Source organism: Curtobacterium flaccumfaciens pv. betae, assembly GCF_026241855.1.
GTDB lineage: Bacteria > Actinomycetota > Actinomycetes > Actinomycetales > Microbacteriaceae > Curtobacterium > Curtobacterium flaccumfaciens.
In genome coordinates, this window is record NZ_JAPJDC010000001.1 from 2,730,431 (window position 1) to 2,752,871 (window position 22,441).

Annotated in this window: 19 protein-coding genes; 8 read left to right on the plus strand and 11 right to left on the minus strand. The window is 71.5% G+C overall.

The window, feature by feature from the left end; translation table 11 throughout:
• Positions 1 to 59 precede the first annotated feature (59 nt).
• The 3 genes from ORG17_RS12860 to ORG17_RS12870 form a co-directional block, all read right to left on the minus strand.
• Positions 60 to 1,343: a chloride channel protein gene (locus tag ORG17_RS12860; protein WP_214528099.1), complete on the minus strand. Its 1,284-nt coding sequence runs from the start codon at positions 1,341 to 1,343 to the stop codon at positions 60 to 62.
• 99 nt (positions 1,344 to 1,442) lie between these two features.
• On the minus strand, positions 1,443 to 3,554 hold the full coding sequence (locus tag ORG17_RS12865; RefSeq protein WP_214528098.1) for an alpha-galactosidase: 2,112 nt from the start codon (positions 3,552 to 3,554) through the stop codon (positions 1,443 to 1,445).
• Between the two features lie 121 nt (positions 3,555 to 3,675).
• The gene (locus ORG17_RS12870) at positions 3,676 to 4,659 is read right to left on the minus strand and encodes a magnesium and cobalt transport protein CorA (protein ID WP_071247679.1); all 984 of its coding nucleotides are present in this window, start codon (positions 4,657 to 4,659) and stop codon (positions 3,676 to 3,678) included.
• 153 nt (positions 4,660 to 4,812) lie between these two features.
• Between ORG17_RS12870 and ORG17_RS12875 the strand changes: the two genes are divergently transcribed.
• Positions 4,813 to 5,622, plus strand: a complete 810-nt coding sequence (locus ORG17_RS12875; protein ID WP_214528097.1) for a tryptophan-rich sensory protein — start codon at positions 4,813 to 4,815, stop codon at positions 5,620 to 5,622.
• 93 nt (positions 5,623 to 5,715) lie between these two features.
• Here ORG17_RS12875 and ald read toward each other — a convergent pair whose 3' ends face one another.
• From ald to ORG17_RS12890, 3 genes are all read right to left on the minus strand, one after another.
• On the minus strand, positions 5,716 to 6,825 hold the full coding sequence (gene ald, locus ORG17_RS12880) for an alanine dehydrogenase (RefSeq protein WP_214528096.1): 1,110 nt from the start codon (positions 6,823 to 6,825) through the stop codon (positions 5,716 to 5,718).
• Between the two features lie 141 nt (positions 6,826 to 6,966).
• On the minus strand, positions 6,967 to 7,926 hold the full coding sequence (locus ORG17_RS12885) for an AraC family transcriptional regulator (protein ID WP_214528095.1): 960 nt from the start codon (positions 7,924 to 7,926) through the stop codon (positions 6,967 to 6,969).
• Positions 7,927 to 7,974: 48 nt separating this feature from the next.
• Positions 7,975 to 8,937, minus strand: a complete 963-nt coding sequence (locus ORG17_RS12890) for a sugar-binding transcriptional regulator (RefSeq protein WP_027466231.1) — start codon at positions 8,935 to 8,937, stop codon at positions 7,975 to 7,977.
• Positions 8,938 to 9,129: 192 nt separating this feature from the next.
• On the opposite strand from ORG17_RS12890, the gene ORG17_RS12895 reads away from it, so the two are divergent.
• Complete coding sequence (locus ORG17_RS12895) at positions 9,130 to 10,884, plus strand: glycerol-3-phosphate dehydrogenase/oxidase (RefSeq protein WP_214528094.1); 1,755 nt, start codon at positions 9,130 to 9,132, stop codon at positions 10,882 to 10,884.
• 112 nt (positions 10,885 to 10,996) lie between these two features.
• Here the strand turns inward: ORG17_RS12895 and ORG17_RS12900 are convergent, their stop codons facing one another.
• Positions 10,997 to 11,653 carry a histidine phosphatase family protein gene (locus ORG17_RS12900; protein ID WP_111022141.1) on the minus strand — a complete coding sequence of 219 codons (657 nt, stop codon included), beginning with the start codon at positions 11,651 to 11,653 and terminating at the stop codon, positions 10,997 to 10,999.
• A gap of 28 nt (positions 11,654 to 11,681) precedes the next feature.
• On the minus strand, positions 11,682 to 11,804 hold the full coding sequence (ykgO, locus tag ORG17_RS12905) for a type B 50S ribosomal protein L36 (RefSeq protein WP_017888460.1): 123 nt from the start codon (positions 11,802 to 11,804) through the stop codon (positions 11,682 to 11,684).
• Positions 11,805 to 11,849: 45 nt separating this feature from the next.
• On the opposite strand from ykgO, the gene ORG17_RS12910 reads away from it, so the two are divergent.
• The gene (locus ORG17_RS12910) at positions 11,850 to 12,878 is read left to right on the plus strand and encodes a GTP-binding protein (RefSeq protein WP_214528093.1); all 1,029 of its coding nucleotides are present in this window, start codon (positions 11,850 to 11,852) and stop codon (positions 12,876 to 12,878) included.
• A gap of 240 nt (positions 12,879 to 13,118) precedes the next feature.
• Here ORG17_RS12910 and ORG17_RS12915 read toward each other — a convergent pair whose 3' ends face one another.
• The gene (locus ORG17_RS12915) at positions 13,119 to 14,642 is read right to left on the minus strand and encodes an MFS transporter (RefSeq protein ID WP_027466228.1); all 1,524 of its coding nucleotides are present in this window, start codon (positions 14,640 to 14,642) and stop codon (positions 13,119 to 13,121) included.
• Between the two features lie 191 nt (positions 14,643 to 14,833).
• Here ORG17_RS12915 and ORG17_RS12920 point away from each other — a divergent pair, with 191 nt between their 5' ends.
• Positions 14,834 to 15,358 carry a DinB family protein gene (locus ORG17_RS12920; protein ID WP_214527886.1) on the plus strand — a complete coding sequence of 175 codons (525 nt, stop codon included), beginning with the start codon at positions 14,834 to 14,836 and terminating at the stop codon, positions 15,356 to 15,358.
• Positions 15,359 to 15,603: 245 nt separating this feature from the next.
• On the opposite strand, the gene ORG17_RS12925 is transcribed toward ORG17_RS12920, so the two are convergent.
• Complete coding sequence (locus ORG17_RS12925; RefSeq protein WP_214527885.1) at positions 15,604 to 16,575, minus strand: sugar-binding transcriptional regulator; 972 nt, start codon at positions 16,573 to 16,575, stop codon at positions 15,604 to 15,606.
• 53 nt (positions 16,576 to 16,628) lie between these two features.
• Positions 16,629 to 17,486, minus strand: a complete 858-nt coding sequence (locus tag ORG17_RS12930) for a GolD/DthD family dehydrogenase (RefSeq protein WP_250892578.1) — start codon at positions 17,484 to 17,486, stop codon at positions 16,629 to 16,631.
• A gap of 107 nt (positions 17,487 to 17,593) precedes the next feature.
• Here ORG17_RS12930 and ORG17_RS12935 point away from each other — a divergent pair, with 107 nt between their 5' ends.
• From ORG17_RS12935 to ORG17_RS12950, 4 genes are all read left to right on the plus strand, one after another.
• The gene (locus ORG17_RS12935) at positions 17,594 to 18,763 is read left to right on the plus strand and encodes a zinc-binding dehydrogenase (RefSeq protein WP_301630815.1); all 1,170 of its coding nucleotides are present in this window, start codon (positions 17,594 to 17,596) and stop codon (positions 18,761 to 18,763) included.
• A gap of 29 nt (positions 18,764 to 18,792) precedes the next feature.
• Positions 18,793 to 20,109 carry an MFS transporter gene (locus tag ORG17_RS12940; protein ID WP_214527883.1) on the plus strand — a complete coding sequence of 439 codons (1,317 nt, stop codon included), beginning with the start codon at positions 18,793 to 18,795 and terminating at the stop codon, positions 20,107 to 20,109.
• 72 nt (positions 20,110 to 20,181) lie between these two features.
• A complete protein-coding gene (locus ORG17_RS12945) occupies positions 20,182 to 21,921 on the plus strand; it encodes a dihydroxyacetone kinase family protein (protein WP_214527882.1) in 1,740 nt (579 codons plus the stop codon).
• A complete protein-coding gene (locus ORG17_RS12950; protein WP_071247703.1) occupies positions 21,918 to 22,400 on the plus strand; it encodes a ribose-5-phosphate isomerase in 483 nt (160 codons plus the stop codon). The genes ORG17_RS12945 and ORG17_RS12950 overlap by 4 nt, the downstream gene beginning before the upstream one ends.
• Positions 22,401 to 22,441: the final 41 nt, after the last annotated feature.

A 22,441-nucleotide genomic window follows, 5' to 3' on the forward strand; every position in this document is an offset into this window, starting at 1 on the left:
CGTCCTGGCGCCGACAGTAGGCCGCCGGACAGCCGTCCGTACCGGAACGCTCGGGGTCTTCACACCATCTGTGCGCTGCGGCGGCGGGCGAGCACGTACCCGACGGCGACCGCGCCGGACACCGCGAGCAACGAGGGCACGAGGATGTCGGTGCCCTGCTGGGTGAACTCGACGACGAGCACGAGGGCGGTGAACGGCGCCCGCATGGTGGTGGCGAGGAAGGCCGCCGCACCGACGAAGGCGAAGGCCGCCAGACTCGGACCGTCGGCCGGCCACAGCAGCAGCCACGCACCGCCCAGGCCGCCGCCGATCGCCGAACCGATCGCGATCGACGGGGTCAGCGTGCCACCGACCGCACCGGCCCCGATGGTGGCCGAGGTGGTCACGGTCCGCAGGACAGCGAGCAGCAGCAGGAGCACGATCGGCGAGAGGCCGGCGAACGAGGCGTCGTCGAGCGTGGTGTTCATCGCGACGAGACCGAGCGCCCGACCGTTGCCGAGGATCTCCGGGAACGGGATCGCGATGAGCCCGACCATCGCGAAGACCACCGGCAGCACGACGAGCAGGTGCCAGCCCTTCGGGGCGATGCCCTGCAGCCGGTTGGTCAGCTTGACGAACCCGACCCCGGCGAGGCCCAGCACGGGTCCCACGACGACCGCCCAGACGAGCAGCGACGGCGAGAGGTGCATCGCGGGCACGTGGTACAGCACCTCGTCCGGGATCACGAGCCGGGCGGTGATGGCGGCGACGGCACTCGTGGCGAAGGCGGGCAGGGCGGTCGCGAAGCTGATCTCCCCGAGCAGGACCTCGACCGCGAACAGCGCACCACCGAGGGGCACGTCGTACACGGCGGCGAGGCCGGCTGCAGCACCGCAGGCGACGAGGATCTTCGTCTCGCGTGCGGTCAGCCCCGCACGACGGGTGACGAGCTGGGCGAGCCAGGCCCCGACCTCGCGCGGCGCCACCTCTTTGCCGATGGACGCGCCGAGCCCCACGGCCAGGATCTGGATACCGGCGTTCGCGAGCGTCGCCAGGGCCGGCATCCGCTTGCCGTCGACGGCCGCGGTGACCGAGACGATCGAGCGCCCCCACCGACGGAGCGCCCACCAGGCGAACCCGGTCAGGACGCCGGCCGCGGTGAGCGCGATGAACCGGTTCAGCCCGGACGGTGCGTCGGCGGCCTCGAGGTGCCCGCCGAACCCGTACCCGAAGGCGACGAACTGGATGAGCTGGAGCGCGAGCCAGACCGCGATGCCGGCGATGCCGCCGGAGACGCCCACCAGGGCGGTGACGACGGCGAGCTTGAGGGCCCAGACCGGGGTCGCGTGTCCGGAGTGCGGCATGACCGGAAGCCTAACGGGCTGGACGCACCCGATGACGGACCGCGACGGGCCGCCGGACGCGGGACGGGCCTCCAGGCCGGGAGCCCCGACCACCCGCCGTCAAACGGCCGTCACCCGGAACGGCACCACGCAGTCGGCCGGCATGAGCGGCGGCTGCAGGCCGACGGTGCCGAGCACCCGGCCGCTGAACACCCGCGGGCCGGACCACCAGTCCGGTCGCACCAGGTCGTGGCCGTCGCCGATGACCACCGGGTCGACGCGGTACGCCGTGTCGGGGTCGAGGTCGCGGAAGGTGACCCGGCCGGTGCCGGAGACCTCGGAGCGGCCGATGCCGGCGAGGAAGAAGACGGCCTGCTGCCGGTCCGGCGCGACCGCGCCGTACACGAGCCGCGCGTCGTCGACCTCGTCGGACCGCACCAGGTCACCGCCGTGCAGGAGCGGGCGGAGCTCGCGGTACAGCGCGATCCACTCGGTGAGCGCCGCGGACTCGTCGGCGGTCGCGCCGGCCAGGTCCCACTCGATGCCGAGGTGGCCGACCAGGGCGGTGCCGGCACGGAAGGCGAGGTCGTGGACGCGACCGGTCGTGTGGTTCCGGCCGCTCGCGATGTGCGACCCGAGCAGCTCCGGCGGCAGGAGCTGCTGCGTCCACTGGTGCATCTGCTGGCGCTCGAGCGGGTCGATGTCGTCGGACACCCACACCCGCGCGGTGTGCTCGATGACGCCGAGGTCGACCCGACCGCCACCCGACGAGCACGACTCGATCTCCAGGGACGGGAACCGCTCGCCGAGCGTCGCCATCAACCGGTACGCGGCGAGGGTCTGCTCGTGGACCGCTGCGCCGCAGCCCGGGAACCCCGCCTCGACGAGGTCGCGGTTGTGGTCCCACTTCACGGCGTCGACCGCGTACTCGCCGATGATCGCCGTCATCCGTTCGAGCACGTGGTCGAAGGCCTCGGGGATCGCCAGGTTGAGCACCTGCTGGTCGCGGGAACGCGCGGGCAGCCGACCGTCGGCCTGCAGGATCCACTCCGGGTGGGCGCGGGCGAGGTCGCTGTCCTCGTTCACCATCTCGGGTTCGAACCACAGGCCGAACTCCATGCCGAGCGCACGGACGCGGTCGACCAGGGGGCCGAGTCCGTCCGGCCAGACCTCCTCGTCGACGTACCAGTCACCGAGGCCGGCGTGGTCGTCGCGGCGGCCGCGGAACCAGCCGTCGTCGAGCACGTAGCGTTCGACGCCGAGGGCTGCGGCACGCTCGGCGAGGTCGACGAGGCGGGCCAGGTCGTGGTCGAAGTACACGGCCTCCCACACGTTGATCGTCATCGGGCGGGGCGTCGTCGGGTGCTGCGGGCGGCTCCGGAGCCAGCGGTGGAACCGTCGGGCCTGGTCGTCGAGGCCGTCACCGTGGGCGAAGTACACCCACGGCCCCTCGTACGTGGCACCGGTGTCGAGCCGGACCTCGCCGGGCAGCAGGAGTTCGCCGCCGCCGATGACCTGGCGGCCGGTGGCGAGGCGTTCGGCGTGGTGCCGGTGGTTGCCGCTCCAGGCGGTGTGGACGCCCCAGACCTGGCCGTGCGCGAAGCCGAAGCCCGGCTCCCCCACCGTCAGCACGGTCGCGGCGTCGGTGCCGGTGCGGCCCTTCCGTCCCTCGCGCTGGTGGGTCCCCACGACGAGTTCGCGGCGCTGCGGGGTCCGCTCCTTGCCCCAGCGGCCGGCGAAGTCCAGGATCTCGCGGGCCCCCGACGGGATCGGCATCGCGAGCGTCAGGTCGTCGACGGTGTAGACGCCGTCGGCGGTGTTCGTCACGCCCGCGCGGGCCCGCACGAGCCCGGAACCGAGCATCTCGATCGTCACCCGGACGGTGAGCCCGGCAACCGTGTCCTCGGCGTCGGCGGTGACCGCGGAGTCGGTGACCGCGAGCGACGTCACCGTGAGCGCCGGCGACCAGTCGGCGCCGTCACGGTGCCCGGCGAGCCCCGGACGACCGCTCCAGCCCCGGTGCGGCTCGGGCAGCACCGACAGGCGGACCGGGTCGTCCATCTCGTTCGGTGCGACGGGCGCGACGTCGGCGTCGGCGAGGGCCGTCAGCGCCTCGGTGTCGAGCGGTCCGAGTGCAGCTCCCCAGTGCACGACGGCGGGGAGCGCGTCGTCGCGGCAGTCCAGGACGAGCGAGACGCCACCGGCGGTCAGGTGGACGAGTTCGTGCGGCATGCGGGGCTCCAGTCGGCGTCGTTGCACGTCAGAGCTTTCCGGTCCGGAGCCGTCCGCTGCAAATCCGGTTGCGGCGCGGCTCCGGTTGCGGCTCAGGTTGCGGCTCAGGTCGCGGCGCGGCTCAGAACCAGCGCTTGACCTTGAACACCACGTAGAGGATCGCGGCGAACAGGACCATCGCGACGATCGACAGCGGGTACCCCCACGTCCAGCCGAGTTCGGGCATGTGCGTGAAGTTCATCCCGTAGATCGCGGCGATGAGCGTCGGCGCGAACAGGATCGCAGCCCAGCCGGAGATCTTCTTCGTGTCGTCGTTCTGCTTCTGCGCCGCCAGGGTCGAGTCGACGGTCAGGGCGTTCTGCAGCAGCTGCCGGAACGTGTCGAGGCGCTCCACCACCCGGATCGCGTGGTCGAGGACGTCGCGGAACCGCCGCTGCATCTCGATCGGCAGGTGGTACTTCTCGGCGCCGCGGTGCAGGTTCTCGATCATGTAGACGAGTGGACGCGCCGCACGCTGGAAGTCGACGACCTCGCCGAACAGCTCGTACACGCGCCGGGACACCCCGGCCTCGCCCGAGAACAGCTGGTCCTCGATCTGGTTGATGTCCTCTTCGAGTCCGTCGATCACCGGCACGTAGCCGTCGACGATGGAGTCCATCAGCGCCCAGAGCTGCGCCTGCGGGCCGACGGTCACCAGCCCGGGCTTGCCGCTCAACCGCTGCAGCGCCCGGGGAACGGTCTGCTTGCCGCGGGGGTCGGCCTTCACGACGGCGAGGAAGAAGGTCTCACCGACGAAGGCGTGCACCTCGCCGAACGCCACCTCTTCCTGCTGGTCGTTGTACAGCGCCGGCTTGAGCACCACGAACAGCGTCGAGCCGTAGCGCTCGAGCTTCGGTCGCTGGTGCCCCTCGGCGGAGTCCTCGACCGCGAGTTCGTGCAGGCCGAGGGCGACCGCGACGTCGCCGAGTTCCTCGGCGTCGGGCTGGTGCAGGACGATGCACGCGCTGGCGCCCTGCTCGTCGAGCATCCGGAAGGTGTCGTCGAGGGACGGACTCGCGATCGGGGCGATCCGGTCGATGTAGACGGTGTTCAGTTCGACGCTCACGCGCCCACCGTACGCAGGGTGGCCGGTCTCCGGCATGGAGGCCCGTGGCACGCCCGCCGTGCGCCCCGCGTCCTGCCTGAACGCGCGCTGCACGACCGGCGGCACCGGCCGCCTACGGTGCAGGTCATCAGCATGCTGACGAAAGGGACTGTCATGAAGAGGATCTGGAAGCGCATCGCGGTGGCCGTGAGCGCGGTCGTCGCCGTCATCGGCGCGTACGTCGGGTCGGGCGCCGCCGGTGGGACGCCCATCCAGGACGCCGCCGGTGGCGCACTGTCGGCGTCCTCCACCGCGATCGCCCCGGACGGCCCGGCCTTCTCGATCTGGAGTGTCGTCTACGCCGGGCTCATCGGCTACGCGGTGCTGCAGCTCTTCCGCACCGCGAACGACGAGCGGCACGAGCGGCTGGTGGTGCCGGCGGCGCTCTCCCTGCTGCTCAACGCCGCGTGGATCCTGTCCGTGCAGTTCGGGTTCCTGTGGGCGAGCGAGCCGATCATCGTCGCACTGCTCGTCGTGCTGATCTGGACGTTCACGATCCTGCGCCGGACCCCGTCCCGCGGGGTCGTCGAGGCGATCCTGACCGACGGCACCTTCGGGCTGTACCTCGGGTGGGTCTGCGTCGCGACGGCCGCCAACACCGCTGCGGTGCTGACGGCGGCGGGCTTCCGGGGCTTCGGACTCGGGCAGGACCCGTGGGGTGTGGTCGTCGCCGCGGTGGCCGGGCTCGTCGGGGTCCTCATCGCGCTGTGGGGCCGGGGACGCCTGGCGCCGATGGCCTCGGTCGCGTGGGGTCTGGCGTGGGTCGCCGTGGCCCGCTTCGAGGGGCCGCTCGTCTCCGTGCCGACGGCGGTGGCGGCCGTGGTGGCTGCGGCGGCCGTGGTCGTCGTGACCGTCGTGGTTCGTGCCCGCGCCGGCTGGGTCGGCGGGCGTGCCGGTCGGGCGGCGGCACCGGTGGCGGCCTGATGCGCGTGGTCTTGCGCGTCGTTTCGCGCTGAGCGACACCTCACGCGGCCGCTGGCCCGTGAGGTGTCGCTCAGCGCGAAGACTCGCGCGGCCTCAGCGCGACGACTCGGCGGACGCCACCAGGCCGTGCGCGGCGGCGACCGCGACGTTCGTGACCCGGCCGGCGTGCACGTTCAGGCCGGCGGCGAGTGCGGGGTCGGCCTCGAGCGCGGCCTCCCAGCCACGGTCGGCGATCGCGACGGCGTAGGGCAGCGTCGCGTTCGTCAGCGAGATCGTGCTCGTGCGCGGGACGGCCCCGGGCATGTTCGCCACGCAGTAGTACACGGTGTCGTGCACGGCGAACGTGGGGTCGTCGTGCGTGGTCGGGTGGGAGCCCTCGAAGCAGCCGCCCTGGTCGATCGCGATGTCGACCAGCACCGAGCCCGGCCGCATGTCGGCGACCATCGCGTCGGTGACGAGCTTCGGCGCGGACGCCCCGGGGATGAGCACGGAGCCGATCACCAGGTCGGCATCGCGCAGGGCCTCGGCGATGGCGTGCGCCGACGAGCGCAGGGTCGTGACGCGGCCGTCGAACCGGGCGTCCAGGGCCCGGAGCCGCGGCAGGCTGATGTCGAACACGGTGACGTCGGCGCCCATGCCGAGCGCCATCGTCGCGGCGTGTTCCCCTGCGACGCCGCCGCCGATGACGACCACGCGGCCCTTCGGCGTGCCGGGGACCCCGCCGAGCAGCAGCCCGCGCCCACCGTTCGTGCGCATCAGGTGGAACGCGCCGACCTGGGCGGACAGTCGCCCGGCGACCTCGGACATCGGCGACAGCAGGGGCAGCGAGCGGTCCGGCAGCTGCACGGTCTCGTAGGCGATCGCCGTCGCGCCCGAGTCGATGAGCGCGTCGGTCAGCGGTCGGTCGGCGGCGAGGTGCAGGTAGGTGAAGAGCACCTGGCCCGGCCGGATCATCGGGTACTCCGACGCGACCGGCTCCTTCACCTTGAGGATCAGCTCGGCGCGCTCCCACACCTCGGCCGCGGTGTCGACGATCGTGGCGCCGGCGGTGCGGTACTCGTCGTCGGTGAAGGCCGAACCGGACCCGGCACCGGCCTGCACCAGCACCTGGTGTCCGTGCGACCCGAGCTCGGCGACGCCGGCCGGAGTGGCGGCGACGCGGTACTCGTTGTTCTTGATCTCGGTGGGGACGCTGATGCGCATGCTGACTCCTTCGTGGGCGGTGCGTTCGTCCCGTCCATTGAGCACCGGATTCGCCCACAGCAGCGCTGAGCCGAACATCCGGACAGTGGCAACGCGATCCGTGTCACGAGATTCGGCGGAACGGTCCGCAGGAGCAGTCGGTCAGTGCCCGCGCAGCGACTCGCTCGGCAGCTCCCCGAAACGGCTGCGGTAGGTCGCCGAGAAGCGCCCGAGGTGCCCGAAGCCCCACGTGCGCGCGATCTCGGCCACCGTCGTCTCGTCCAGCCCACTGCCGACCAGGTCGGTCCGGGCGCCGTCGAGTCGCACGCCGCGCAGGAGTTCCCCCGGCGTCTGGTCGAGGTGCCGACGGAGGGACTGCTGCAGCCCGCGCGGGCTGAGCCCCGCCGCCGCCGCGATCTCCGGGGTGCCGATCGCTTCGCGCGCGTGCTCGTGCACGAACTCGAGCGCCCGGCGCAGGCGGTCGTGCTCCGGGCCGCTGCCGGACACCGACGCACGCCACTTGTTGCGCTGCGGGAACGCCCGGATCGCCGCGGTCGCGAAGGCCTCGGCGATGTCGTGCTGCACCACCGGGCTCATCGACCGATCGACGTCGAGCCACGTGGCCGAGTACTTCCGCACGACCGACCGCCACAGCGCGATGCCGTCGGCCGTCGGGCGGCGCATCGGCTCGAAGGCGAAGTCGTCGTCGCCGGCCACGGCACGGACGAAGTCGCGGTCCAGGTGCACCAGGTTCAGGGCGATGTCGCGGTGGTGCAGCGCGTACGGCTCGGCGAAGGGCAGCACGACTGGCACCCCGGCCTCGAGCTCGTACGTCTCGCCGCCCGAGGTGATCCGGCTCGAGCCGCTCCGCATCCAGGCGACGAGGAACTCGTCGTCGACCTGGCTCTCGCTCCGCAGGTCCACCATGAACCGTGACGAGCGCAGGGACATCCGCTCGTCACCGACGCCGGCGAAGTCCCAGTGGGCGTTCTCGTGGGTGCGACGGACCAGTGGTGCACGGAAGTCGTAGTCGCCCGTGAAGAACGCGAGCGCCTGGTCGACGTCGCTGCCGACCATCCGCCGGAAGTACCGCTGACCGGGCTGTTCGAGAGAAAGCACCATGGTCGAGAACCTACGACGGACCACCGACAAACTGCGTCAGGTCCTGACTCAGGGCTGCAGGATCGCCTGCCCCACGCTCTCGTCCAGGATCAGGTCCGTGATGAGTCCGGCGGCCAGCGCGCCCCGCAGCGACGCCGCCTTCGACCGCCCGGCGACGACGCAGACCCGCCGCGGCGCACGCTTGATCGTGTCGAGGTCCGGAGCGCCGGCGCGGGCGTTCACCCCGATGTCCTTCCACGAGCCGTCGGCCCGGTAGAACACCGTCGAGACGTCCCCGACGACCCCGGCCTGCGTGAGCTCGTCACGGTCCTCGGGGTCGAGGTACCCGCCGGAGTACACGTGCGAGGGCACCGGGGCCTGCGGGGCACCGACACCGAACACGACGAGGTCCATCCGCTCGTGCAGGTCGAGCACACGGCGGATCGAGCGCTCCCGGAACAGGGCCTCCTTCGTCGCGGGGTCGTCGAAGAACGCCGGCACCGGGAACTGCTGCACGAACGCCCCGTAGGCCTCGCCGAACCGGCGCAGGATCTCGGACGCGTAGACGATGCCGGTGGTGCGGGTGTTCGCGGCGCCGTTAATCTGCACGATCGTCGAGCCGTGGGTGGTCTTCGGCACCAGGTAGCGGCTGACCGCGCTCACGGTCGAGCCCCACGAGATCCCGATCACCATGTTCGACTCGACGTACTGCGTCAGGATCCGGGCGGCGGACAGCGCGACCCGCTCGAGCCGGTCGACGTCGCTCGTGTGGTCCGGCACCGGGACGACGTGCGCGTGCACCCCGAAGCGCGAGCGGATGCTCCGGCTCAGCGCGGCGGCCTGGTCCAGGGGAGAACGGATCTGGATGTCGACGAGCCCGGTGTCCCTGGCGTACTTCAGCAGCCGCGACACCGACGAGCGCGAGGTGCCGAGTTCGTCGGCGATCGCATCCATCGTCAGGTCCTGCAGGTAGTACAGGTGGGCGGCGCGCAGCGCCTGCTGCGTGCGCATGGGCTGAGCCGCATCGCTCATGGTGCTCCGATCTGTCGAACGCAACCATGCACGGACGTGCAGGGCCTCTGCAACCCCTGCCGCGCCTCCTGACCGCCGTGTCGGGCCTGGACGACACGTGTGCTGCACGTTCGTGCACGCGAGTTGCCCGCCTTGTCGAACGAGCGCACGATCGATCCTGACCCCACGAACAGACGAAGGAAGCGACGAACCATGTCGAAGAAGACACAGCCCCGGAACACGGTGACCGCCCTCACCGAGCGCCCGAACGCGCAGGTCCTCGTCGTCGGCGGCGGCATCAACGGCATCGCGACGTTCCGCGACCTGGCGCTCCAGGGCGTCGACGTCGCCCTGGTCGAGCGTGGCGACTACGCCTCCGGCGCCTCCGCGGCCTCGAGCCACATGATCCACGGCGGCATCCGCTACCTGGAGAACGGCGAGTTCCGCCTGGTACGCGAGAGCGTGCAGGAGCGCAACGGCCTGATCCGCATCGCCCCGCACTACGTCAAGCCGCTGCAGACGACCATGCCGATCTTCTCGACGTTCTCCGGCATCATGAACGCCCCGCTGCGCATGCTGACGCACAAGCAGCGCTCCACCAAGGAGCGCGGCGCGATGCTCATCAAGATCGGCATGACGATCTACGACTCCTTCTCGCGTGACGGCGGCTCCGTCCCGAAGCACGTCTTCCGCACCAAGAAGGCCGCGCTCGAGGACATGCCCGCCCTCAACAAGGACCTGAAGTACACGGGTACCTACTACGACGCGAGCGTGCACGAGCCCGAGCGCCTGGCCCTCGACGTCCTGAAGGACGGCCTTGCCGCGGGAGCCGGGAGCGGCTCAGCCGCGACCGCCCGCGCCACGAACTACGTCGAGGCAGCCGGCACCCGCGACGGCGGCGTCCTGCTGCGCGACCGCGAGACCGGCGACGAGTTCGTCTTCACCGCCGACGTCGTGATCAACGCCTCCGGCCCCTGGACCGACCTGACGAACGAGGCGTTCGGCGGCGAGACGAAGTTCATGGGCGGCACGAAGGGCTCGCACATCGTCGTGCACAACGACGAGCTGCTCGAGGCCACCAAGGGCCGCGAGCTGTTCTTCGAGAACGACGACGGCCGCATCGTCCTCATCTACCCGCTCAAGGGCCGGGTGCTCATCGGCACGACCGACATCGACGCCGACCCCGCGAAGCCGGTCACGACGACCGACGAGGAGATCGACTACTTCTTCGGGCTCGTGAAGCACGTGTTCCCGCAGATCGACGTCACCCGCGACCACATCGTCTACAGCTACTCCGGCATCCGCCCGCTCCCCCGCCACGAGGACACCGCCCCCGGCTTCGTGTCCCGCGACTACCGGATCGTGGACACCCAGATCGCCGGGCTGCCGAAGTCGACCGTGCTGTCGCTCGTCGGTGGCAAGTGGACGACCTTCCGTGCCCTCGCTGCACACCTGTCCACCGAGGCGACCACCAAGCTCGGCATGAGCCGCAAGGTCGACACCACGGGCATGCCAATCGGCGGTGGCAAGGAGTTCCCGACCACCGACGCGCAGCGCGCACTGTGGATCAAGTCGCACCGCGACGGCCTGGACGAGTCGCTGGTCGAGGGCCTGCTCGAGCGCTACGGCACCCGTGCCGCCGAGGTCGTGGACGTCCTGACCGACGGCCCGGTCGAGCCGCTCGAGTCCGACCCGTCGCTCACCCGCGCCGAGGTCGCGTACTTCGCCCGCCACGAGCAGGCCGTCCACCTGGTCGACGTCGTCCTGCGCCGCACGAACCTGGCGTTCGTCGGCGGGGTCACGATCGACCTGCTCGACGAGCTGGCCGACGTGCTCGCCGAGGCGCTCGGCTGGACGACCGAGGAGCGCGCGGACGAGGTCCAGCGCACGCTCGACGTGCTGCGTGAGTCGCACGGCGTGATCGTGCCGCTGACGTCCGCGTCGGCGTCGGCGTCGCAGCTCGCGTAGTCGACGCAAGGACAAGACGGACGGGAGGCCCGGTACCAGCTGGTACCGGGCCTCCCGTCCGTTCGTGGTCGCGTCTGCGAGCCGTTGGTCGCGTCGGCGACCGCTGGTCGCGTCAGAAACGCTCGCCGGTGGGGTCGAGCGCCGTGCGGTCGATGAGCTGGTCGCCGCCGACCGGCTCGCCTTCCCAGTCGACCAGGCGCCAGCCGTCGGCGAACGAGCCCTCGAGCTCGACGATGCCGGTGTTCTCCAGGTGGCGCTTCGTGCCGAAGTGGTCCGGGGTGTTCTGCGCAGCCGCGCTCGCCCACGTGCGGATCGCGGCACCGTGGCTGACGGCGGCGGCGACCGCGACCCCGGTGGCCTCGATCTGCCGGACGGCGTCGTCGTAGCGCTCGAAGAACTCGGTGCCGCTCTCGGCGCCGGGCATCCGGGTCGTCCGATCGCCGCCCGACCAGCCGTGCACGGTGGAGATGTAGGTCTGCACGGACACCTTGTCGCTCTTGCCCTGGGTGTCGCCCGCCTCGATCTCACGCAGGCCCGGCAGCACCACGGGCTCGAGGCCGAGCGAGGTCGCGAGGGGCGCCGCGGTGATCTGCGTGCGGACCATCGACGACACGAACAGTCGCTCGATCCCCCGGTCGGCGAGCGCTGCGGGCAGGGCGTCGGCCTGCTGCTGCCCGAGCTCCGTCAGCCCCGGTCCGGGCACCACGGCATCGAGGATGCCGTGCACGTTCGCGGGGGTCTGGCCGTGGCGGATGAGCAGCAGTCGCATGCCGCCACCCTACGGACCGCCCCTGACGTCAGCCCTGCCGGGTGTTCCAGCGGGGGTTCTTCTTGTTGATGACGTAGACGCGGCCGCGGCGTCGGACGACCTGCGAGCCGGGGATCTTCTTCAGGGCCTTGAGGGAGTTGCGGACCTTCACGACGAGCCTCCTTGTTGATAACGGTTTTCAGTTAGAGTAGCGGACATGCGTGCTGCTGCCATCACCCTCGTCACCGCCCTGCACCAGGCCGACGCCGACCGCGTCGCCGCCCGGATCTCGGACGGACACCGGATGCACGTCGCCGGGAGTGCCTTCGCCACCGCCCGCGCCGTGGCCGACCGTGCCGACCAGCTCGACCGGGTCTGCGGACCCGACGCGGGCCACGGGCTCGTCGTCACCCTGCACCCGGGGGCCGATGCCCGAGCGGTCGGCATGCTGCTCGCCAACGCGGCACGGTCCGAGACCGGCGACGACCGGGTGCTGCGGCACGTCGTCGGGGTTCTGCGGGCCGACGACGTCGCGCACCTGCTGTGGTCGGACGTCGACGACGCCTTCGTGGCCGCGGACCGGATGGCCGCACTCGTCGAGTACGCGACGGTGATCGCCCTCGACCGCATCGAACCGCTGTCGGGCCGTCGGCGTCGGGCGCTCGTGTCACTGCTGCACCGGATGGCGCCCCAGGCCGTGATCGTCGCCCTGCCCGCGATCCGCAGCGCCGCCGACCTGCCGGCCTCGAACGGTGGAGCCGCGCGGGTGCTCGCCACCGGTGCCGGCTGGATGCGGGCGCTGTCGAGCGGAGCGGACACCGGGCGCGAGGCCCGCGACGCCCTGGTCTCGATGCGCTACCGGGAGCCGCTGCCGTTCCACCCCGGACGACTGTCGTCCGTCATCGCCGACGACCTGTCCGCCGGGGTGAACGGCCGCGTGCTGCGGTCGCGGGGGTTCTTCCGCCTGGCGTCCCGGCCGGACCACGTCGGCTCGTGGTCGAGCTTCGGGTCGATGCTCGCGCTCGACCCCACCGCGAACCCGTCGTGGGACGCCGACGCCCCGATCGGGCAGGCGCTGTGGTTCGTCGGCGAGCAGCTCGACGTCCGGGCGATCGAGCGGGCGCTCGACGGGGCGCTGCTCACGCCGGCGGAGCTGCTCGCCGGACCGGACGTGTGGCGCGGCTGGCCGGACCCGTTCCCGGTGTGGCCCGCGGTGGACCCGGCGTCGGAGCACCGGCACGAGTGAGGGGGGGCGCGGGCGGGCGGGGGCGCGGGCGGGCGGGGGCGCGTGCGGCGGGGGCGGGCGGTTGCGGGCTGGTGCGGACGCCGAACGACACTGTCGATGTCGTACGACGGCGACATCGTCGCTCCCCGAACGGTGCAACAGCCCGCGCACGCAACGAACGACGGAGTCGCTGTCGTACGACAACGACCCCGTCGTTCCACGTCGGCCGGACGCACCCCGCCGACCGATCCCGCACGCGCGTCAGCGCGCTGGCACCCCCTCAGCCTCGCGCGCAGCAGCAGCCGCCGCGTCCTGCGCCGCGAACGGCAGGTCACCGAGGTCCAGGTGCGGGTTCGTGTCCTGCGTGAGCACGAGCTCCTTCGCCTCGTCCTCGGTCTCCACCGCCGGCATCGACCCGGGCAGCGGGCGCTGCGAGGACTCCTTCATGCAGAAGACACCGATCGCTCCGACGACGCTCATCGCCATCAGGAAGTACGCCGGCGCGAGCTCGTCACCCGTCGCGGTGAGCAGCGCCTGCACGATCAGGGGCGTGGTCCCGCCGAAGACCGCGATCGCGATGTTGTAGGCGAAACCCATGCCGCCGTACCGCGTCGAGGTCGGGAACAGCGCCGGCAGCGACGCAGCCTGGTTCGACACCCACAGCGCCGTCATCAGCGCGAGCAGTCCGAGGCCGGCGAGCGTCGACCACTGCGCCCCGTGCCCGATGAGCATGAACGCCGGCACGACGAGCACGACGGTGGTGGCGGCACCGATCCACATCACGACGCGGCGGCCGAGGCGGTCGGAGAGCTTGCCGGTCAGCGGCAGCATCACCGCGAGCAGCAGGAGCACCGGGATCGTCAGCAGCGTGCCGTCGATGGCGGAGTACCCGAGCGAGTCGGTCAGGTACGTCGGCATGTACGAGGTCAGGGCGTAGCCCACGGTGTTCGACGCGGCGACGAGCATGATCGCGATGACGATCGGACGCCAGTGCTGACGGACCATCGCGACGACGTTGGCCGGGCGCTCCCCCTCGAAGGACGCGCGGGACTCGGTCGCGGCCTCCTGCGCGGCCTGGGTCGCCTGGAACACCGGCGACTCCTCGATCCGCAGACGGAAGTAGATGGCCACGACGCCGATCACACCGGCCGCCAGGAACGGGAACCGCCAGCCGTAGGCGGTCATCGCCTCGTCACCGAGGGTGAGCTGCAGCACCGACACCACCGTGGCACCGAGCGCGAAGCCGAGGTAGCTGCCGAAGTCCAGGATGCTCGCGAAGAACCCGCGACGGCGGTCCGGGGCGTACTCGGTGACGAAGGTCGTCGCCCCGGCGTACTCACCACCGGTCGAGAAGCCCTGCGCGAGCTTCAGCACCACGAGCAGGATCGGGCCGAACACGCCGATCGTCGCGTACGCGGGGAGCGCCCCGATCAGGAACGTCGACGCCGCCATCATGATCAGCGTCGTCGCGAGCACCTTCTGCCGACCGATCCGGTCACCGAGGCGTCCGAACACGATGCCACCGAGCGGCCGCGCGATGTACGTCGCCGCGAACACCCCGAGGCTGAACAGGATCTGCACCGCGGGTTCGGCCGTCGGCAGGAAGACCTTCCCCATCGTGACGGCCAGGTAGCCGTACACACCGACGTCGTACCACTCCATGGTGTTGCCGACGACCATGCCGCTGACGGCTCGTCGCATCATGCTCTTGTCGACCACGGTGACGTCGCTCTCGCGCAGCCGTCGGTGCGGTCGGGGGTGGGTACTGCTGGGGTCGGAACCCATGCATCGCTCCTCGAGAAGATCGGTGGGCCGTCGGGAACCGGCCCAGAACAGCGAGCGACGTTACCGAGCAACCGAAATGTCATTGGCCGGTGATTCTCAGGGAACGGCGTGTCACCCGAACGGGGGTCGCCGCCGATCCGCACCAGTCCGGCGAACCCGGAAGCTGAGTAACGAGCCCGTAACATCGGCCCATGGCGATCGAACCGGAGACGAAGAACTGGACGTGGGTCATCGAGTCCGCGTGTCCCGAGTGCGGCTACGACGGCGGCGCGGTGACCGTCCGCGACGTGCCGGGCATCATCGACGAGAACACCGCAGGATGGCCCGCGGTCCTCGGACGCGATGACGTGCGCGACCGCCCCGACGACCAGACCTGGTCACCGCTCGAGTACGGCGCCCACGTGCGGGACGTCCACCGGAAGATGGCGGAGCGCCTCGAGCTGATGCTCACCGAGGACGCCCCGACGTTCCCGAACTGGGACCAGGACGCCACCGCCGTCGAGGACCGCTACGGCGAGCAGGACCCAGCAATCGTCGCCGAGGAGCTGCGGGAGTCGGCCGACCGCGCGGCCCGGGCCTTCGCGGCGGTGCCCGACGAGGTGCTCGAGCGCACCGGGCTCCGGTCCGACGGCAGCGCCTTCACCGTCGCGACGCTCGCCACCTACTACGCGCACGACCCGGTGCACCACCTGTGGGACGTGCGGCGCACGCTCTAGACGTGGGGACCACCGGCCTGGAGGCGCGGTGCGGCCCCGCCCCGCGCCTCCAGGCCGCACGCGGTCGCCCCCGAACCGGGCGTACCTCCCGAAACCGGGCGTACCTGCCGGAACCGGGCGTACCTACCGAAACCGGGCATACCTACCGAAACCGGGCATACCTGCCAAGAAGAAACGACCAGGTATGCCCGAAAGCACCATCCATCGCACGCGTGATGGGAAGGAACGGGCACCGAGCCGAGCGCTCAGGCGAGTGCGTCGAGCACTGCGCGCGCCGTCGCGGCGTCGGTCACCAGCTCGTTGACCAGCCCGCCCCGCACCGCGGCCACGATGCTCGCGACCTTGGCGCTGCCCACGGCGACCCCGACCGCGTGCGGCACGGTCGACAGGATCTCGCGCGAGGTCCGCACCATCCGGTCGCTGCCGGGGAACTCGATCGGCGAGCCGTCCGCGGCGTAGAAGTTCAGGCAGACGTCGCCGGCGGCCCGGTCGAACGCCACGTCCTCGACCGGGATGCCCCGGGCCAGGGCGTCACGCGTGTGCGTCGGCGCCCCGATGCCGAGGATCGCGCCCTTCGCTCGGCTCCACAGCCCGACGACGTGTTGGAACGCCGGGTCCTCGTCGAGGGTGGACCGCATCGCCGGGGACGGCAGCGCCTGGGCGAACAGGAACGCCGGGATCGCGCCGGAGTGCTCCGCGGCCGTCCGGGTGATCTCGTTCGTCTGGAACCACGGCATCGGGTCGGCCTGCCCGCCCACGGTGGGCACGAGCTGCACGCCGGGCATGGTCGGCATGCCGGACCGTGCGACGTCGTACACGGTGCGGCCGGACGACATCAGGACGGCGTCGCCGGGGACGAGTCCCATGCCCTCGACCGCGGCGGCCAGCGGGGCGGCCAGGTCGGCGCCGAGCGTGGCGGCGTGGGTGACCGCGGCGAGGTGGACCGCGCGCAGCCCGAGCACGACCTGCAGGCGTTCGGCGAGCGCCACGGTCTCGTCCTGGAACGGGTCGACGACCTCGATGCGGACGAGTCCGGCCTTGCGGGCCTCGGCGACGAGCCGCGAGACGGTCGGGCGCGAGACGCCGAGGCGCGAGGCGATCTCGACCTGCGTGGCGTCCTCGAGGTAGTACATCCGCGCCGCCTGGTAGACGGTGTCCAGCGGGAACCGGGTGCGCGACGCGTCGGGGCCGGGGCCAGCGGTGCTCTCGGACGACATGGAGCAGGACCCTTCGACTCGATCGGACACCGCGATCGTAGTCCGAGCAGGCCTCAGCGGATCGTGAACCCGCCGTCCACGCGGAGGTCTGCACCGTTCACCATGGCGCTCGACTCCCCCGCCAGGAACAGCACGGCCGCGGCGATCTCGTCGGGGGTCGCGAAGCGGCCGGTGGGGATCTCGTCCTGGTGCCGGATGCCGTTCTCGTTCGCCCAGGCAGCACGGCCGAGGTCGGTGAGGACGACGGTCGGCGACACGGTGTTCACGGTGACACCGCGGCCACCCCACTCGAGTGCGAGCACGGTCGTCAGACCGATGACGCCGGCCTTCGAGGCGCAGTAGGCGGCGTGACCGTCGATGCCGACGTGGGCCGCCTGCGATGCGATGTTGACGATCCGCCCGTACCCGGCGTCGAGCATGTGCCGGCCGACGGCCTGCGCCACGCGGAACGTGCCGGTCAGGTTGACGTCGATGGTCGCTGCCCAGGTCTCGGCAGCCAGGTCCTCTGCCGAGGCGAGCGCGGCGATGCCAGCGCAGTTCACCAGCACGTCGACGCCGCCGAAGTGCCGGACGACGTCCGCGACGGTGCGGGTCACGGAGTCGGCGTCGGTCACGTCGCAGGCGAAGCCGGCATGGAGGCCCGTGGCCGCGTCCGCCCCGTCGGCCGCGGCGTCCGGCCCGGTCGTCACGGGCCCGGCGGACGTGGGCAGGTCGGCCGCCGCCGACGTGGCACCGTCCGCACGGACGTCGACGACGGCGACGCGGGCACCCCGCGCGGCCAGTGCCCGCGCGATGGCGTTGCCGATGCCGGACGCCCCACCGGTCACCACCGCCGTGCGGCCGCTGAAGTCGTTGGTCAGGTCGATCGTGTCGGGGCCCGGTCGGAGGGCCGCGGCGAAGTCCGTCGTCATGTTCGCTCCCTTGCGTTCGCAGTCGAGCCTACCAGAAATTGTGTTCTGGACAAACGTTCCGCAGGGTGTACAGTCATCGCCGAAGCCACCCAACGGAGGAACAGCTCATGTCGACGACGACCGAGAACGCGGCCACGACCGCCCCCACCACGATCCCCACGACGATGCGCGCCGTCGTCGTCCACGGCCCCGGTGACTACCGGCTCGAGGAGCGTCCCGTCCCGACGCCCGGCCCCGGGGAACTCCTGCTCCGCACCGACGCCGTCGGCATCTGCGCGAGCGACCTGAAGTGCTACCACGGCGCCGCGAAGTTCTGGGGCGACGAGAACCGTGCGGCCTGGGCCGAGCGCGACCGCATCCCCGGACACGAGTTCGTCGGCACGATCGTCGCCGGTGACGACGCCGCCCTGACCAAGCGTGGCGTCGCCCTCGGTGACCGGATCGCCTGCGAGCAGATCGTGCCGTGCTGGGAGTGCCGCTACTGCCTCGAGGGCGCGTACTGGATGTGCAACGTGCACGACATGTTCGGCTTCAAGGGCTACGACGGCGCGATGGCCGAGTACGTGCTCGTGCCGGCGAAGGCGTTGACCCACCCGGTGTCGAAGGCGCTGCCCGGCCAGGTCGCCGCGTTCTCGGAGCCGTTGTCCTGCGCGTTCCACGCCGTCGAGCGCGGGGACATCAAGTTCGGCGACACCGTGGTGATCGCCGGTGCCGGCCCGATCGGCCTCTCCGCGATCGCCGGTGCACGGCAGAAGAACCCGCTCCGGATCATCGCGCTCGATGTGGTCGAGGCGAAGCTCGAGCTGGCCCGCAAGGTCGGCGCCGACCTCACGATCAACATCGCCCAGGAGGACGCGGTCGCCCGGGTCAAGGAGCTCACCGACGGCTACGGTGCCGACGTCTACATCGAGGCCACCGGGCACCCGTCGGCGGTGCCGCAGGGACTGAACCTGCTCCGCCAGCTCGGGACCTTCGTCGAGTACTCGGTGTTCAAGGACGACGTGTCCGTGGACTGGTCGATCATCTCGGACGACAAGGAGCTCGACGTCCGCGGCGCCCACCTCGGTCCGCACACCTGGCCGGCGGCGATCAAGCTGCTCGAGGCCGAGACCCTGCCGATGTCGGAGATCTGCACGCACCAGTTCCCGCTCGAGCAGTTCCAGGAGGCCCTCGACCTGGTCGGCGACTCCGCCGGTGCCAGCGTCAAGGTGTCGATCATCCCGTCCCTGACCGCCCCCACCACGGCCGCACAGGCCGCACAGGCCGCACGGGCCTGACCGACTCCGCCAGCAGGGAGAGAACGAGCATGTCAGCGACGACAGCCCGCGCCACCGGCGCCCGCACGACCGCGCCCCGCACCGAGGGCCGCCTGGACCGGATGGGCATCCCCCGTCCGCTCGCCCTCGGGTTCGTCGCCGTCCTGGTCTTCATGACCGGGAACGGCGTCGAGTCGAACTTCATCACGCCGCACATGGTGGCGGTCCTCGGCAGCCCCGAGGCCACCGTGGCGACGATCGTCACCTTCTACAGCTTGGCCGCACTGATCGGCAGCTACGTCTCGGGAGCCCTGTCCGACCTGGTCGGGCCGCGCCGCGTGATGATCCTCGGCTTCGCCGTCTGGGTCGTGTTCGAGGTCCTGTTCCTGCTGGCACTCGGCGCCGGCAGTGTCCCGTTCGCCGCCGTCACCTACGCGTTGCGTGGGTTCGGCTACCCGCTGTTCGCCTTCGCGTTCCTGGTCTGGGTGAACATCACCACCCCGGTCGAACGGAACGGCTCCGCGGTCGGCTGGTTCTACGTCGCCTTCACGGGTGGCCTGCCGACCCTCGGCTCGCTGTTCGCGATCGGTGCCATCCCGGTGTTCGGCGGCGGCACGGTCGGTGAGACCGGTGCGATGGTCGCCTCGATCGGCCTGGTCGTGATCGGGTTCCTCATCATGCTGTTCGGCGTCCGGCTGCCGAACGGGTTCACGCGCATCGCCCCCGCCGGCGAGAGCGCCTGGCAGGTGCTGACGAGCGGCATCCGCCTGACGGTCACGCGACCGAAGATCCTGATGGGCTTCCTCGTCCGCCTGATCAACACCGCGCCGGAGTTCGGCATGTTCGTCGTGCTCCCCGCGGTCATCGCGAACGAGCGCGGCTGGGGCCAGAGCCGCTGGCTGCTCATGACCGTCTGCGTTTACGCGACGAACATCCTGGTCAACGCCCTGTTCGGTTGGGTGGGCGACAAGATCGGCTGGCAGCGCACCGTCAAGTGGTTCGGCATCGTCGGCTCCGCCCTCGGGCTCATCGCCTGGTGGTACGTGCCGCAGCTCGTCCCCGCCGGGTCGAACTGGGGCTACGTGCTCTCCGTCGTCGCCGGCTGCGTGTTCGGCTGCCTGCTCGCCGGGTTCGTGCCGATGGGCGCGATCATGCCGGCGCTCGCCCCCGAGCACAAGGGCGCCGCGATGGCGATGTACACCACGGCCGCCGGGGGCGCCGCGTTCCTCGGCACCGGTGTCGTCGCCGCGGTCTTCGCCCTGGGCGGCGGCGGCCAGGCCGCCACGTGGACGTTCGTCGGCCTGTACGCCTGCGCCTTCGTGATGATCCACTTCCTCAAGGTCCCGCAGGGCGACCGAGGACACTGAGTTCCGGGCGACGACGGCCGTCCCGTCGTCGCCCGGTGCACCACCCACCACCATCCCCGGAGGACCCGCACCATGACCACGATCCACGACGACCCGGACGAGTTCGCCGAAGACCAGCTGAGCGGCTGGCTCGCGCTCTACGCCGACCGGGTCCGCGGCGTCCACGGCGGCGTCGTCACCCTGCCCACCGAGGGGGCCGCACCGCAGGTCGCCGTCGTCGTCGGGGGCGGCTCCGGCCACTACCCCGCGTTCTGCGGCGTCGTCGGTCCTGGCTTCGCCACCGGCGCCGTCGTCGGCAACGTCTTCACCTCGCCGTCGACCGCGCAGGTCTACTCGGTCGCCAAGGCCGCCGACCAGGGCCGCGGTGTCGCGCTGTCGTTCGGCAACTACGCCGGCGACACCATGAACTTCGGGCTCGCGGCCGAGCGGCTGCGCGCCGAGGGCATCGACACCCGCATCGTCGTGGTCACCGACGACGTCGCCAGTGCCGACGACGAGACGAAGCGGCGCGGCATCGCCGGCGACTTCTCCGTCTTCAAGGCGATGGGTGCCGCCGCTGCCGAGGGAGCCGATCTCGACGAGGTCGAACGGATCGGCCGTGCGTCGAACGCCGCGACCCGCACCATCGGCGTCGCGTTCTCCGGCTGCACCATGCCCGGCGCGACCGAACCGCTGTTCACCGTCCCCGAGGGCCACCTCGGCCTGGGGCTCGGCATCCACGGCGAACCGGGCATCCAGGACGTCCCGCTGCTCCGTGCGACGGATCTGGCGTCCCTGCTCGCCGAACGGCTGCTCACCGACCGCCCCGCAGCCGCCGGCTCCCGGGTCGCCCCGATCCTCAACGGGCTCGGTGACACCAAGTACGAGGAGCTCTTCCTGCTCTGGGGCCGGGTGCTGCCCCTGCTGCAGGACGCCGGGCTCCAGGTCGTCGAACCCGAGGTCGGCGAACTCGTCACGAGCCTCGACATGGGCGGCTGCTCGCTGACGCTGCAGTGGCTCGACGACGAACTCGAGCGGTTCTGGCGCGCCGACGCCTACACGCCGGCGTTCCGCAAGGTGGCGGCGCCGGTCGCAGCGCTCGTGCCGGCCGACGCGGTGGACGCCGCCGAGCACGAGGCGACGGTCGTCCCGGAGGCGACCGATGCCTCCCGGCAGGCCGCGCAGACGGCACGAGCCGCCGTCGAGGCGATGGACGCGCTCCTGCGCGAGCACGAGGAGACGCTCGGCCGCATCGATGCGGTCGCCGGGGACGGCGACCACGGCCGCGGCATGGTCAAGGGGATCGGTGCGGCGCGCAAGGCGGTCGACGGGCTCGGCCCGGAGGCCGGGGTCGCCTTCGTCCTCGGACGCGCCGGTGACGCATGGGCCGCGTTCGCGGGCGGTACCTCCGGTGTCCTGTGGGGCGCCGCACTCGAGGCGTTCGGCCGTTCCCTCGGCGACGACCGTGACTCGTACCGGGCGTCCGACGTCGTCGACGCGGCGCAGGACTTCGCCGACTCGATCGTCCACCTGGGCGGGGCGTCCCGCGGGGACAAGACGCTGCTCGACGCGCTGCTGCCGTTCGTGGACGAACTGCGCGGGGCCGTCGACACCGGCGCACCGCTCGTGGCAGCGTGGGAGACCGCGGCGCGGGTCGCGGTCGAGCAGGCCGAGGCCACCGCCGACCTCACGCCGAAGGTCGGACGGGCCAGGCCGCTGGCCGAGAAGAGCCTGGGGACACCCGACGCGGGTGCCACCTCGATGGGGATGATCCTCACGCGGATCGGCGAGGTCCTCGCCGCCCGTGCTGACAAGGAAGGAACACACGCATGACGTACCGTCTCGTGATCGGGTCCGACGACGCCGGGTTCGACTACAAGGAGATCATCAAGGCCGACCTGCTCGCCGACGACCGTGTGTCGGACGTCACCGACGTCGGCGTCGACTCGGACGGCCACACCGCCTACCCGCACGTCGCCGTGGACGCTGCGCGCCTGGTGGCGAACGGCGAGGCCGACCGCGCGATCCTGATCTGCGGCACCGGCCTCGGTGTGGCGATCAGCGCGAACAAGGTGCCGGGCATCCGTGCCGTGACCGCGCACGACTCCTACAGCGTGGAGCGGTCGATCCTGTCGAACGACGCCCAGGTGCTCTGCATGGGGCAGCGCGTCGTCGGCATCGAGCTCGCCCGCCGGCTGGCGAAGGAGTGGCTCGGCTACGAGTTCGACCGTGCTAGTGCCAGCGCCGAGAAGGTCAACGCCATCTGCGAGTACGACGGCAGCGCGCCCGCCGGCGTCGACGCCCAGGCGTAGGTCGCTCGGGTTGCGCACGACACCGGTGTTCGCGCACTGAA